The sequence below is a fragment of the Dendrosporobacter sp. 1207_IL3150 genome (assembly GCF_036763085.1).
Classification (GTDB): Bacteria; Bacillota; Negativicutes; order DSM-1736; family Dendrosporobacteraceae; genus JBAIYU01.
Genome location: NZ_JBAIYU010000026.1, coordinates 1 through 14,064 on the forward strand (window position 1 = coordinate 1; position 14,064 = coordinate 14,064).

At 38.6% G+C, this 14,064-nt stretch carries 11 protein-coding genes and 1 rRNA gene; 3 read left to right on the forward strand and 9 right to left on the reverse strand.

Annotated features, from left to right (window positions below):
- A 16S ribosomal RNA gene (locus V6C17_RS12910) occupies positions 1 to 319 on the reverse strand; the annotation flags it as partial.
- 394 nt (positions 320 to 713) lie between these two features.
- The gene (gene yunB / locus V6C17_RS12915) at positions 714 to 1,403 is read right to left on the reverse strand and encodes a sporulation protein YunB (protein WP_333522987.1); all 690 of its coding nucleotides are present in this window, start codon (positions 1,401 to 1,403) and stop codon (positions 714 to 716) included.
- A 203-nt stretch (positions 1,404 to 1,606) separates the two neighbouring features.
- Between yunB and V6C17_RS12920 the strand changes: the two genes are divergently transcribed.
- A complete protein-coding gene (locus V6C17_RS12920) occupies positions 1,607 to 3,751 on the forward strand; it encodes a transglycosylase domain-containing protein (protein WP_333522988.1) in 2,145 nt (714 codons plus the stop codon).
- 559 nt (positions 3,752 to 4,310) lie between these two features.
- Here the strand turns inward: V6C17_RS12920 and V6C17_RS12925 are convergent.
- On the reverse strand, positions 4,311 to 4,682 hold the full coding sequence (locus V6C17_RS12925) for a hypothetical protein (RefSeq protein WP_333522989.1): 372 nt from the start codon (positions 4,680 to 4,682) through the stop codon (positions 4,311 to 4,313).
- Positions 4,683 to 4,819: 137 nt separating this feature from the next.
- Here V6C17_RS12925 and V6C17_RS12930 point away from each other — a divergent pair, with 137 nt between their 5' ends.
- Together V6C17_RS12930 and V6C17_RS12935 are read left to right on the forward strand one after the other, a co-directional pair.
- Positions 4,820 to 5,140 (forward strand): YbaB/EbfC family nucleoid-associated protein, encoded by a 321-nt coding sequence (locus tag V6C17_RS12930; protein WP_333522990.1) that lies wholly within the window; start codon positions 4,820 to 4,822, stop codon positions 5,138 to 5,140.
- 12 nt (positions 5,141 to 5,152) lie between these two features.
- Positions 5,153 to 5,743: a hypothetical protein gene (locus V6C17_RS12935; RefSeq protein WP_333522991.1), complete on the forward strand. Its 591-nt coding sequence runs from the start codon at positions 5,153 to 5,155 to the stop codon at positions 5,741 to 5,743.
- Between the two features lie 49 nt (positions 5,744 to 5,792).
- Here V6C17_RS12935 and V6C17_RS12940 read toward each other — a convergent pair whose 3' ends face one another.
- The 6 genes from V6C17_RS12940 to V6C17_RS12965 all read right to left on the reverse strand — a co-directional run bounded on the left by V6C17_RS12940 (position 5,793) and on the right by V6C17_RS12965 (position 13,934).
- Positions 5,793 to 6,323 (reverse strand): ferredoxin domain-containing protein, encoded by a 531-nt coding sequence (locus tag V6C17_RS12940; RefSeq protein ID WP_333522992.1) that lies wholly within the window; start codon positions 6,321 to 6,323, stop codon positions 5,793 to 5,795.
- 38 nt (positions 6,324 to 6,361) lie between these two features.
- The gene (locus V6C17_RS12945) at positions 6,362 to 8,716 is read right to left on the reverse strand and encodes an endonuclease MutS2 (protein ID WP_333522993.1); all 2,355 of its coding nucleotides are present in this window, start codon (positions 8,714 to 8,716) and stop codon (positions 6,362 to 6,364) included.
- A 12-nt stretch (positions 8,717 to 8,728) separates the two neighbouring features.
- A complete protein-coding gene (locus tag V6C17_RS12950) occupies positions 8,729 to 11,254 on the reverse strand; it encodes a DUF3656 domain-containing U32 family peptidase (protein ID WP_333522994.1) in 2,526 nt (841 codons plus the stop codon).
- A 155-nt stretch (positions 11,255 to 11,409) separates the two neighbouring features.
- Complete coding sequence (locus V6C17_RS12955) at positions 11,410 to 12,081, reverse strand: DUF421 domain-containing protein (RefSeq protein WP_333522995.1); 672 nt, start codon at positions 12,079 to 12,081, stop codon at positions 11,410 to 11,412.
- Positions 12,082 to 12,136: 55 nt separating this feature from the next.
- Positions 12,137 to 12,385, reverse strand: coding sequence for a cell division protein ZapA (locus tag V6C17_RS12960; protein ID WP_333522996.1), 249 nt, complete (start codon positions 12,383 to 12,385; stop codon positions 12,137 to 12,139).
- A 154-nt stretch (positions 12,386 to 12,539) separates the two neighbouring features.
- Positions 12,540 to 13,934 carry an amino acid permease gene (locus tag V6C17_RS12965; protein WP_333522997.1) on the reverse strand — a complete coding sequence of 465 codons (1,395 nt, stop codon included), beginning with the start codon at positions 13,932 to 13,934 and terminating at the stop codon, positions 12,540 to 12,542.
- Between the last annotated feature and the right edge of the window lie 130 nt (positions 13,935 to 14,064).

The following is a 14,064-nucleotide window of genomic DNA, read 5'->3' on the forward strand; positions in this document are numbered from 1 at the left end:
AATACAACATTCGGTATTAGCGTCCCTTTCGGAACGTTGTCCCCATCTAGAAGGCAGGTTGTCTACGCGTTACTCACCCGTTCGCCACTAGGTTCCATTCAGCACTCAGTGTTCTTTTAAATTGAAGTTTGTGTTAGTCACTTTATAGGGCGTAATGCTACTCCGGATTGTTCACTATCGTTCACAATCCTCCGCAGCATATGCGCTGTCTATATCCCTCAATCAAAAGCACTCAGTGCTGAATGTAACCCCGTTCGACTTGCATGTGTTAGGCACGCCGCCAGCGTTCGTCCTGAGCCAGGATCAAACTCTCCATAAAATTTATTTATGAAGAACCTTGATGGCTCTTTATAATTCGAAATTGCTTTGTTAATTCGTTTGCACGATTAACGTTTTGTGCTCAATGAGCACCGCACATCTGGCATTAATTCTTCTTACATTGTTTAGTTTTCAGGGAACACTGGTTGTTCTTGCGTTCAACCTTATTTGACTCGCTGCCATCTGACAGCTTATCTATATTAACACAACCAATTCATCATGTCAATATGTTTCTTTTGGTATTTTGTGCCACCGTTTAACGACGACTTAACTAGGTTACCACATATGATGACCACTGTCAATCAAACTCCAATTGTAAATAATACCATAAAACCTAAAAAGCACTGGCTAGAAATAAGACACCTTATTTCTAGCCAGTGAAAACTACTATATAGTTAATGGGCACTGCCGTTACCTGGGTCATTACCACTGAATTCATGTGGAAGAGGGAAAGGAAACTGCACATATGTACTTGGCACTTCACCAACAACTACATATTCGGCTATAGGAACTTGAGTGTTTACGCTGACGCTCTTACTAACTAGCGGTACAACTATTTTAACATCAGTCGTCGCGACTAAGTAAACCATATGCCTCGTCTGGTTTATACCTGCTTGCTCGAACTTATCAATAACGTTTACTTGAACAGTTCCGATCGGTATTATCGTTACGGTTATTTTAGGCCCCATACTCGCTAAAAACTGACTGCCCAATACTTGACCAATTGGTATAGCAATTTTTTCTTCAGCAATACCTTTCAATGCCTCTTGTACTTTAATTGTAGTATCCGCAGCTAGTTTGTTAAATTCCATTGTATTAGGCTGAATAAGAACAACTCTGCCTCTGCTATCTACTTTCACTGTGACCAAAGTTTGTGGATCAATACTTTGGCTCACTTTATTATTTATAACATTATTAATTGCTTCAGTAGCAATTAATCTTGAACGTGCCTCCGCTATAGCAAGCAATGTTGGCTTTAGGTGTATTTCCATTATCCAAAGGGTATATGAGATTAGCGTAATCAGTATCGCAATTATGACTGTTACTGATGGTATCCTTCGCTTTCGTCGCACTGTGAACCTCATGGGTTTTCCTCCCCAATCAAAAATTAACCAAATCGGGATATTTGTCATGTATTATATGGAAGCATATGAAAATTGGTGCTTATTTTAGAATTAATAAACATTAACGCTATTACAAACTCCTGTCGATCTTTAATAATTCTCCTACCAATTTATTTTTTTATGATATAATGTTTGTCATATGGTAATTAGCAAGGAGGTTGTCAATGAAGAACTCCAACAGTGACGTTCCCAACAAACGAAAGGACTCAAAGAAGGGATATACTAAACCAATAGCTATTATACTAATCGTATTTATTGTAATGATTACCGGAGCAGGCTTAGGTTTTTTAACAGCTAGCCTTAACACAAAGCCTGGTCTCACAAACGATATAAGACCACCTGCGTCATCGCAGATTTACGATATAAACGGTAATTTAATTACAACAGTCCACTCGGTAGAAAACCGCGTCCCAGTTACACTAAACAAGGTACCTAAAAATCTTCAGAATGCTTTTATCGCGGCAGAAGACGCACGTTTTTATCAGCATATGGGCATTGATCCCCGTGGGATTCTGAGAGCTGTTTGGTCAAATATTATGGACCGAGGCGTATCTGAGGGCGGTAGTACTATCACCCAACAGTTGGCTAAGAATGCTTATCTATCACAAGAAAGGACCTTACAGCGAAAGATTCAAGAAGCCTTTCTAGCTTTGCAAATAGAACGACAATACACAAAAAATGAAATATTAGAGCTCTATCTAAATCAGATTTATTTCGGGCAAGGCGCTTACGGCGTACAGGCAGCGGCGCATTTATACTTTGGTAAAAATGTAGAAGATCTTAATTTAGCTGAATGTGCAATGCTTGCAGGTATCCCTAAAAGCCCTAACTATTATTCACCGCTAAATAATCTTAAAGCCGCAACCGAAAGACAAAATACCGTCATCGAGCAAATGGTTAAATATGAGTATATTGATCAATCGTCGGCAACAAAAGCTAAAAATACTAAAATCGCTCTTGCTACACGCCAAGTTAATTCTTCAGGCGGTAAGATTGCCTCCTATTTTGTCGATTATGTGACCCAAATACTTATAGATAAATATGGTGCTGATGCTGTATATAAAGATGGTTTGAAAATCTACACTTCGTTAGATCTCGATATGCAGCATGCCGCTGAACGAGCAATGGGTAAATTGCCTGCAGTATATACTGATTCAAGTGGAATTAAGCAACCTCAAGGTGCCCTAGTTGCGATCGATCCGCGAACTGGTCACATTAAAGCAATGGTAGGCGGACGAGGCAATGACCAGTTTAACCGTGCTGTTATGGCAGAACGTCAGCCAGGTTCAGCCTTTAAACCATTTGTGTACTTGGCTGCAATTGAGAATGGAATGAGTCCTTCAACGGTAATTGAAGACTCTCCAATTAGCTTCGGAAGCTGGTCCCCTGTCAATTATGATGGGAAACTACATGGTAAAGTAACTCTACGCACAGCACTTGAAAATTCTCTAAATATCCCAACAGTAAAACTTGCAAATCAAGTAGGAGTAGATAAACCACTTTATTACGCACAACAAATGGGTATATCTACTTTAGTATTACACGGTTCAACAAATGATAGAAATCTTGCAATGTCATTAGGGGGCCTTACAAAAGGTGTTACTCCTCTTGAACTCGCCAGTGCCTATGGCGTGTTTGCAAATAACGGCATTAAAGTCGAACCGATTGTAATAGTAAAAATAGTTGACCGTAATGGTAAGGTACTAGAGCAAAACAACTCACGAGAAAAAGCTGTAGTTAGTGAAAAAAGCGCTTATATAGTAACTGATATGATGCGCGGGGTATTAACCCATGGTACAGGAGCTGCAGCTAATATCGGAAGGCCAGCGGCAGGTAAAACTGGCACTACAAGTGATTACAAAGACGCTTGGTTTGTTGGCTTCACGCCTGATCTAGTTGCTTCTGTTTGGCTAGGCAATGATAATGACGGCTATTTGAACGGTATAACCGGAGGTAGTATACCAGCCCAAATTTGGCGCAGTTTTATGACCGAAGCCACTTCCAAAATTCCTTATCGGGATTTCATTAGGCCTTCTGGCGTTACAATTGATAATACCCCTCCAGAAGATTTGAATAAGACTGATCCAAATAAGCCAAATGATGCTGATGAAAAAAACAAAGACAAGGAAAAAGATAAGGATAAAGACAAAGCAACTGACAAAGATAAAAGTGATCCTTCTATCCCTTCTTCAACTGAACCTAAACCTACTGACAAAACTCTGCCTCCGCCACCTAAGTCCGAAAAAGGAGAATCACAGTCAGTCGCTCCACCTCCACCAAAATCTGATAAAGATAAAAAAAATAATTAGTAATATAAAAAAACACGCGTTTTTTACGCGTGTTTTCTTTTTTGGTGCATATACATTACTAGAGAGTTGTGTCAAAAGTATCATCGTTAAAGAAGAACAATAATATGATAATTATAATTATAATCCAAATAGCACTATTTCCGCCACCACAGCCAAATCCACGACCCATACTTTATCCCCCTTTCTCATTAGCTTCAGCTTTATTTGCTTCCGTTAGTTTGATTTTAGGGTTGACTTAGCATTGTGTCCTCTTTGCCTACAAATGAAGAAATTGTTTAGTTATAACTTAAGTATGATTAGGAAAATGTAGTGTCATCTTCAAAGAAGAACAGTAAGATGATGATTATGATGATTATCCACAAAGAACTTGAACCACCGAATCCGCCACAACCTCTTGCCATCGAATACTACCTCCTTAAAAATGTATCTTTTTGAGGGCAGCTGTTTAAATATGTGCTGCTAGACCACATTTTTAAGTACCGCCCGCCCTTCTACTTCAATATATGGCTAATTCTGTCGAAGTGTTACTCGTCAAAAATCTACTTTAACTAAAATAGCATTATTCTAAAAGACGTCTAATGGTCTTAGGGGCTTCGGCGGCAACCTTTACTGAATTCATTGTATTGTTTATTACTTCTGCAATGCTCCTTATGCGGTCTACCGTTGATGTCATCCCTTCAATTCTCCTATCCATCTGAACATTCTCTGATGCCAATGTTAATATAATTACCATTAATTGAAAACTAAAATTGGGATTATCTAAAACCTTTCTAATAAACCTCAATGGCGAATTCAACATTTTTTCAGGCTTTGCAATTTTAACGTCTTTATCCTGATTTGAGTGTATATTAGAATTTGGTGACTCGCTAGATTCGCTAACCGCCCCAGGATTAACCTCTTCTATTGTTCTTCTATTCCTGCGTAAGCGCATCCCGACCCCTCCTCACAAAATCATGATCTATCTTAATATATGTTAGATAGTTAAATTAGGTATCATTAAAATTGGACACTCACAAAATTATTCTGCTAGCATAGTGTGGCATAAAAATTATCGGAGGTGTTGTTTTAATGTTTGAAAATCTTGGCAATATGATGGAAATGGTTAAGAAGGTACAGCAAAACGTTCAAACAATTCAAGAACAGTTAAAAAATGAACGTATTGATGTTTCAAGTGGTGACGTTATCAAAGTAAGTGTTAACGGGCAGCAGGATATCATGTCTATTGAACTAAATAGTAAATATCTGTCTCCAGATAATTCAGCTCTTCTGCAAGATTTACTGGTAGCGACTATTAATAACGCCATGGCAAAATCTCGGGAACTCAATCAGACGGCTATGAATAAATTGACTTCTGATTTAAACATCCCTAAGATTCCTGGCTTATTTTAAGGGGGGGCCTTTATGTCTAACGGATCCTCTGACAAGACAATGCTGCAAAGTATTATAAGGATGCTGGATACAACTGAGGGAAATTATGATAGCTTAATAAACTTACTATCTCTATTATGTATTATTACAATATTAAATAAGAATCAATCTCACACCGTCAACTCAGCGGTACCTACTACGACAGCCGGCAGCCCAATTCAAAAACTTCTCGGCGAATTGACTAAAGGGGACGGTGGTGGTGGTGGTGGCGGTCCATCTATGGATACTCTTATGTCTTTGCTGCCGCTTCTCAATAGTCCACAATTAAAATCAAAGCTAAACCCATCAAATATGTCTTCTATATTAGGTCTAATCAACACCTTAGGTGGCAGTGGCGGCAGCCACAGCTCAAATAATAGCAATGAAAAAAATGATACCTCTAAGCCGGAAAAACAAGAAAAAATAGACACTAAACCTGAAGTAAAATCAGAGACAAAAAAGGAATCCCCCGCAGCAGCTATTACTGAAGCAATGCCAATACCGCCTAATTCAACTATTAATGAGACTGAGGAAGAATCAAAGAGATCTACAGGCCGATTTCTTAACTGGAAAACAAGCTTCTAAAAGCAAAGAGGTGTGAGCTAATCAGCTCACACCTCTTGTTTTTTTTCATTTAGCCTCGATCATGGAAAGGACTCTTTCCTGACACACTTAATGGAATACCGTATGCAATTGCTACATTTTCCTCGAATAAATCTAAATTTAAAGCTGCACGGCCAATACTAAACATAATTCTATTATCAACATGATTATGGGCTGCAATACTTACGGCCGATCCCATTGCAATACCTAAATCGCCAATACTTATAGCACACAAGCCTGACTTCTTGGCGTTTTCCTCACAATTTGCATAACCACAGTAGCCGCAATTAGGCACTCCGTTCGGTCTGACCTTTTGGCCCATCAACACTACTAGTGACGCCTTCTCAACACAGTTCGCATCACGTTCAAAAAACTGAGCTCCAGATGATTTAGCAATTCTACGCATTTCGTCAACGAGTTGATTTTTAATGCCGCCTTTAACCGTCATTGTTACTAAATTATCAATTCCCTTACCTTTTGGAGCTGTTCTAGCTGCAACACACATTGAATCAGCAACTCTTTCAATTGCACGTTCTTCAATCTCTTTGCTCTTAGTTATCATTATTCTCCTCCATCCTATCCTCTAATCATTTTTATGTATTATGTCAGGCGCACTACGGTAGCACCATCACCACCTTCGTTTAACTCACCAATACTAATATCTCTTACATGATGATGATTTTTCAGATAAGTTCTAACACCTTTTCTTAAGGCTCCAGTTCCTTTTCCATGAATAACTATTACTTGAGTTAAGCCGGCCAAAATAGCATCATCAAGGTATTTTTCCAACAGCATCTCTGCTTCTTCTACAGTCGTTCCCCGTACGTCAATTTGTCTTTGAACATCATAAACTTTGGCAAAATTAACAGTTTTCGTTTTTGATTTTTCTCGCGTAATATGTTCTTCCCCTACTAATCGGCACGAACTGATTGGCACATTTACTTTCATAAGTCCAATTTGCACCGTGACCTGATCTGAGCTAGTAGAAATAACGGTCCCTTTCTGATTTAAGTTAGTCACGTAAACTGTACTTCCTTGACTTAGAGAGCCAATATGTGCTGGAATGAAAGAACTTACATCTGTTTCAACAACAAGTTCCGCCAGCCCATCTTTTATCCTTTTGCGAGCAGAATCTATCGCTTGCTGCCTGTCTTTAGCGTTATTGTTGTTAAATTGTGCTTTAAGATCACTTATTATGGTTTCAGATTCACGCCTTGCTTGCCTAATTAATGAGGAAGCGTCATTTTGGGCTTGAGCCAATATTTTTTCTTTTTTATGCTTAAATTCTTGTTGCTCAATGCTTAATCTGTTTTGCAGAGTAATTAAGTTTTGCTCCTGAGCTCTTATTTCCCTAGTAAGATTTTCATATTTAATTTTTTGGGCTTCAAGCTCATTTAATACACTATCAAGCTCTGCATGGTCTGTACTAATAAGTTGTTTGGCTCTTTCGATAATATTATCTGCCAGTCCTAATCGTCTGCTGATTGCGAAAGCATTACTACTGCCAGGTATACCTATTAGCAGCCGATACGTAGGACGAAGAGTTTGTATATCAAATTCTACGCTGGCGTTTTCTATTCCATGTCTAGAATAAGCAAATGTTTTTAACTCACTATAGTGCGTTGTTGCTATTGTCTTAGCGTCTTTATTAATTAGATGTTCTAGTATTGCCATAGCCAAAGCAGCTCCCTCTTCCGGATCAGTCCCTGCTCCAACTTCATCAATTAAAACTAGATCACCCTGAGAAACACGATTTAGTATTCGCACTATGTTTGTCATATGTGCTGAAAATGTACTTAAGCTTTGTTCAATACTTTGCTCGTCGCCAATGTCAGCGTAAATATTGTTAAAAATCGTCATTTGTGAACCGCTAGAGGCAGGTATAAATAATCCCGACTGATTCATTAAAGCAAATAAGCCGACAGTTTTCATTGTCACCGTTTTGCCACCTGTATTTGGCCCTGTAATTAAAAGGGTGTTAAACTTTTTACCTAAATTAATATCAATCGGAACTACATTCTCATCCGGTATCAGTGGGTGACGAGCCTGCTTTAAATCAATAACCCCTTTATCATTTATATGTGGCATATCAGCCTTCATTTCAAAAGCTAATCGAGCTTTTGCAAATGCAAAATCGAGCTGAGCCAATATTTCACAGTTAAAATGAATTATTGGCGCACTATTAGCAATTTGCCCTGAAAGCATTTGAAGAATCCGTTCAATTTCATTTTTTTCTGCTGCCATCAATTGTTTTATATCGTTGTTTAAGTTTACAACTGCCATTGGCTCAATAAAAACTGTTGCTCCACTTGCTGATTGGTCATGTACTATTCCAGGGAAATTGTGTCGATATTCCTGTTTGATAGGTACAACGTATCTATCACCCCGCATAGTTACCAAAACATCTTGGAATAGCTTCTGATATTCCGTTGAGCGCAATATTGCGTCTAGTTTTTCTTTTATCTTAATTTGCGAATTTTTTATTTCCCGCCTAATCCGCTGCAGTTCAACACTCGCATCATCACGAATTGTTCCTTGTTCACTAATGGTGTTGTCTATCAAAGTTTCAATATTACGTAAGACCTCAATGTTAGCAGCCATACCTGAAAGTATTGGCACTGTTACAGTCAGGTCATTAAAAAATGCCTTTGCTCTCCGTGCAGCATATAAATTACTGCCAACACTTACAATTTCGTGTGGCTCTAATATGCCGCCAACTTGCGCCTTTTTGAGAGATGATCTAATATCACGAATCCCTCCTAATGGTGCATTTATAGCGACACTTAGAATATCGAACGCTTCCTTTGTTTCGGCAATATTATGCCTAACTTGAGTAAGATCACTTACTGGCTCTAGAGCTTCAGCCAACTCTCTTCCAAGCGAAGAACTTGTGCGCTGTGCCAACATATCTCGTATTTTATCAAACTCCAAAGTGCGTGAAACTGATAAATCCATTTCAATCTCCCTTTACAATACACCCCTGAAATAATGTCCTCTAGTAATGTTTTCATGTTCTAACATATTAATCCGGTCTTGCTCAAACAGCGGGTGCTTTTCTCCCTTAGTAATAAGTTCACTATAGAGTTTAGTAATTCGCCCTATTGTTTCGACACTACTATACTTGCCTTCTATCCTTATTCTTGCAACGCCAAGTTTAGTAAGCCTTGGAACATGGGGCAGTAAACTTAATTCTTTTGCATTTAATACATGCATTCTGCAAAACTGGTCTGTAACAATTGGGAATTGCTCATTCTTTCGATCTTTAAGCCAAAATTTATGGTTCACGCAAGCGTTACTGCATTTGCCTGTATGCAGATCTCCGAGATAACTTCCTAACGTACAATACTCGGATATCATTAATGTTAAATAGCCGTGAACAATACATTCCGTACCTAAAACACTCCTATTTATGATATCCTCGATCTGAGAAAAGTTGAGCTCAGGTGAAAGTGTAACACTATCAACAGACTGCTGAGCCAAAAACTGAATCGTCGCGTTATTGTATATATTTAGCTGATAATCACCATGGATTGGTAAATTAATCATTTTATTTGCCAAATGCAGTGTTCCTAAGTTTCCAATACTTACAGCATCGGGCTTTAGTTCATTAAATAATTCTAGCTCCACCTTGAGTATATTAGTTTGCCATTCCTTTACAAGTCGCGGCGTACTTAGGATTATTTTTCGGTTATACTTACGAACTAACTCAACGGCCTTACGATAGTCTTCGGCAGTAATAGGCTGATGACTAAAGTTTTCCCCGCCAAACATTATTATGTCAGCCCCGCTTGTTAGTGCTTTTTCGACCTTTTGAATATTATCAACGTTAACAACTAACTCTGTTAATGATTCATTACTCACTGTCTTATTTTTACTTTTTCCGAAAATTTGCTCTGACAGCCGGTGATCGAAGCTCTTTTTTACCAAACCTTCTCGGCTAAATTTAGCTAGTCTCGCATTTTCTAAAGCCTCTATCGCTCTTCGACGTGTATCATTTATCTCACTTATAGGAACCATTACTTCTCCCTGAACTACGCAATTTAAATTACCTAATTCAAAAATAGTTGTCCCGAGACGCTCAATCTGTTTACTGATAGTTTCATAATTAAGCGGACGTTTTAACGCCTTTTCCGCTAAAAAGCTGCTCTGAGCCTGCCCATAAAAACCCTCTGAGTCACGTATTTCAATATTAAGCGGCATGCCTTCTGAAACCTCGACTTGGATATCTACCGGAATACGCCGCACTGCACTTGAACCAGCAAAAAAAGCCCTAGCACGCTCCATCAATCTTGAGTCAAAGACTTTGAAAACTCTATCATTTACTCTTACAGGCGACTGCACAGGTATTGTTACACTTGTCCCCGCTGGTGCAGTGCTTACCTCTTGGTCATAAACTTTCATATTTGAAATCGTTGCACTAACACGTCCGCCGACTTTAACCCAAAATTCAACTATGTCATTTATATTTAAAGCCTCATCCAGCTTAATCGTAGCTAATCTCTTATCAGCATTGTAACTCATAACACGCCCAATGCGAACTCCTCGATTATTAGGACGCCGATCGCTCATCATAGTGCGCCCAGGCCTATGCTTCAAATACGCAGTAGTAAAATCGCGGTTAAATATTTGGGCTAGATCTTTTCTTTCTTGGTCGTCAATTTTGAATTGGTCTTGATAAGCCAAATGCCCGTCTATTGATCGTCGATATATGTCAACAACAGTTGCTACATACTCCGGTCTCTTCATTCGTCCTTCAATTTTAAACGATTTCACGCCAGCCTCAATTAATTCAGGAATTAAATCAATAGTATTCAGGTCTTTAGGACTAAGTAAGTATTCACCAGCATCTTTATTTTCTAAAGCATCCATTCCATTACTATCAACCAGTGTATAAGGTAAACGGCAAGGCTGTGCACAACGTCCACGATTACCGCTTCTTCCTCCTATCATTCCACTCATTAAACATTGACCAGAATAACTGATGCACAGCGCACCATGGATGAAAACTTCAATTTCTGCTTCAGTATTGCTGCAAATATATTTAATGTCTTCCAGTGATACTTCCCGCGCTAATACAATTCTACTAAACCCTATGCTATGTAAAAACTGTACACCCTCAAGATTGTGCACTGTCATCTGAGTACTAGCATGTATTGGAAGTCCAGGTACGACTTTGCGAGCAACATAAGCAACACCGATGTCTTGAACAATTATACCGTCGGCCCCTGCTTCATATAGAAATTCTAAATAGTCAATAAGCTGTCTCATTTCACTATTATCTACTAATGTGTTAACTGCCACATAAACATAAACTCCGCGCAAATGTGCATTTCTAATAGCTTCAACAAGTTGCTCATCGTCAAAGTTAGGTGCATACGCTCTGGCTCCAAACATTTTTCCAGCTAAATATACTGCATCTGCCCCACCTTCTAGAGCAGCATTTAAGGCTTCTTTACTTCCAACCGGAGCTAGTAATTCGATCAAAATGTTCATTCCTTTCAAACCATAATAAATCATATATAGTTAAAGAAAACACGGCTTGCGCCGAGCCTTAGCGATGGCGGAAGCCGATACTTATCTCCTTATGCATGTAAGAAAGTTGATACTTTCTTATCGTATAAAAAAGAAAGGGCGCCCCCTTCCTCTTTCTAATGCAGCTCTTCCGTTTTCTGCGGTTTTTCAATTACTTTCTGTTCGGTACTGGCTTGTTGTTCTTTAAGTACTTTTGTGAGATATTGTAAATCATTTGATATTTGCTCTATTTTTGACCAGTGTTGTCCAAATGGGCTAAGAGGGTTATCGTGAACACTATTTAGAAACTCCTCAAAGTCACGTTTGGTGAGCGGCTCCTTATCCTCAATTTTAATTACTGAGAATACTCCGCAACTTTCCAATCGAGCCAATTTTATATCTTTAATATCAGTCATATCCATACCCTGTCTATGCAATTCCTGACGAAAATCATCATAATTAAAATAGGTTTTCGAAAAATTTTCTTCTAATAGTCTGCCATCTTTTATTAACGTAACTGGTGTTCCCTCAAACCACTTACGTAAAGTATTATTTTTAAGCGATAGGTAAGAAAGTATTTGCTGCAAAACTAGTAGAGCTACTAGACCCTCTACTCCATTTAATATACTAAGCGACGGGTCCATAGCAGCCGACACGATAATGTCACCAATACCTACCATTATTACAAAATCAAATGGCGACAATTGTCCAACTGTTCGATTTCCCATTAACCGAACAGTTATCAATGCTATAGCACACAGGGCGATTATATGTATAAATACCCTGCCAAGTTCTGTAGCTTCAAACACACTATCACTCCTTTTGTTTGTTATTATAAACAAACAAAAGGAGTTTATTCTACAGCTATTTATCCTTTAACATCTCTATAAGCTGATTATAGTCCTGTTCCAATTTGGTATATTCGTCCGCTAAATTAAGCGCTGCTAAAACTGCAACTTTTAAGGGTGGCAGCTGTGAGTTAGTCTTAGCAATAGTTTTCATACGTTTATCAACCACTGCAGCCAATTTTATAACTCTCTCAGGCTTGATATCACCCTTTAGAGCATATAACTCGCCGAAAATTTCAACCGTCACTCTATTTTTACTATCCATAACTTCACCTATTCGTTAGCTTCTAACCCATTATTTTTAAATTTTATTCTATCAAATAATATAGAAATCCTGCTAATCTTAGAAAAGACTTGGTATTAGTGACCATATAATTAAAAAATGGGTTATGTTTAAACATAACCCATCAATAAACATATTATTCTATAGTATTGGACTTATTCATAGCACTATTACGGTAACTATAAGCAAAATAAACTAGAAACCCAATACCACTCCAAATAAAGAAACGAATCCATGTTTCACTCGGAAGATTATACATTAAATAACCGCATGAAATCACAGCTAAAGGTGCAATAATTGAGACTGCAGGGCATCTAAACGGTCGATGCAGCTCAGGTTTAGTAATTCTAAGAACCCAAACTCCGATTGCTGAAACTACAAAAGCAAAAAGTGTACCTATATTTGTAAGTTCTGCAATTATTCCGATTGGTGTAAAGCCAGCAATCAATGCCACAGCAATACCAGCAACTATCGTTATAATATGCGGAGTACCATATTTCGGATGAATTTTGCATACTCCAGCAGGAATTAAACCGTCACGGGACATTGCAAAAAACACTCGAGTCTGACCATACATCAAGACTAAAAGTACTGTGGTAATACCTGCAATTGCACCAGTCCCTACCAAAGCAGAACCAATATTATATCCAATTGCACGAAGAGCGTAAGCAACAGGTTCGGCATTATTAAGCTCAGTATATGGTACAACACCAGTTAACACACCTGCTACAACTATATAAAGGATAGTACAAACTACTAGTGAGCCAACTATACCAATTGGTAAATCACGATTTGGGTTACGGCATTCTTCTGCCGCCGTGGCTACAGCGTCAAATCCAATATAAGCGAAGAATATAATTGCAGCACCGCTTGCCACACCCGCAAATCCATATGGCATTAATGGAGACCAATTTGCAGGATTAACTTTAGGTCCGGCTAAGGCTAAGAAAATAAAGACTGCTGCAAGCTTAACTACTACTAAAATCTTATTTAGGGTAACACTTTCTTTTGTACCACGTACCAACAGCATACTTAAAAACAATGAGATAAGCACTGCTGGTAGATTCACAATACCACCATCTGCTGGAACTGCCGTGAAGGCCTTTGGTAGTTCGATACCACCCGTTTTAAGTAATCCTACAACATAACCTGACCATCCAGCAGCAACCGCACTAGAGCCTACTGAATACTCCAGGATAAGATTCCACCCAACAATCCAGGCAACAATCTCACCTAACGCCGCATAGGTATAAGTATAAGCACTGCCTGCTACTGGAACCATTGCGGCTAATTCAGCGTATGCTAATGCTGCGAAAGCACATGCTAAACCGGATAATACGAATGAAAGCATGATACCAGGACCTGCATATTTAGCTGCAGCAACCCCTGTGAGTACAAAAATTCCAGTACCGATAATACAACCTATACCCAGTAAAATCAAGTCCGATGCACCAAGGGTCTTTTTTAAGGATTTAGCCTCTGCTACTTCTTTAAGCATACTGATACTTTTAGTACGAAAAATACCTGTCATTTTGCCACCTCTCTCAATTTACAATGCTACAAAAACAGTAACACTAGAACTTACCCTCATCAGCAGATAAATTCCTAATATGCTACAGCATTTATTATGCTATATGTCTACTCCAGATAGCATAGTAACA

Bases quoted from the DNA above. Each gene is read 5' to 3' on its own strand.
- yunB (WP_333522987.1), bottom strand. From the start codon at position 1,403: ATGAGGTTCACAGTGCGACGAAAGCGAAGGATACCATCAGTAACAGTC.
- V6C17_RS12920 (WP_333522988.1), top strand. From the start codon at position 1,607: ATGAAGAACTCCAACAGTGACGTTCCCAACAAACGAAAGGACTCAAAG.
- V6C17_RS12925 (WP_333522989.1), bottom strand. From the start codon at position 4,682: ATGCGCTTACGCAGGAATAGAAGAACAATAGAAGAGGTTAATCCTGGG.
- V6C17_RS12930 (WP_333522990.1), top strand. From the start codon at position 4,820: ATGTTTGAAAATCTTGGCAATATGATGGAAATGGTTAAGAAGGTACAG.
- V6C17_RS12935 (WP_333522991.1), top strand. From the start codon at position 5,153: ATGTCTAACGGATCCTCTGACAAGACAATGCTGCAAAGTATTATAAGG.
- V6C17_RS12940 (WP_333522992.1), bottom strand. From the start codon at position 6,323: ATGATAACTAAGAGCAAAGAGATTGAAGAACGTGCAATTGAAAGAGTT.
- V6C17_RS12945 (WP_333522993.1), bottom strand. From the start codon at position 8,716: ATGGATTTATCAGTTTCACGCACTTTGGAGTTTGATAAAATACGAGAT.
- V6C17_RS12950 (WP_333522994.1), bottom strand. From the start codon at position 11,254: ATGAACATTTTGATCGAATTACTAGCTCCGGTTGGAAGTAAAGAAGCC.
- V6C17_RS12960 (WP_333522996.1), bottom strand. From the start codon at position 12,385: ATGGATAGTAAAAATAGAGTGACGGTTGAAATTTTCGGCGAGTTATAT.
- V6C17_RS12965 (WP_333522997.1), bottom strand. From the start codon at position 13,934: ATGACAGGTATTTTTCGTACTAAAAGTATCAGTATGCTTAAAGAAGTA.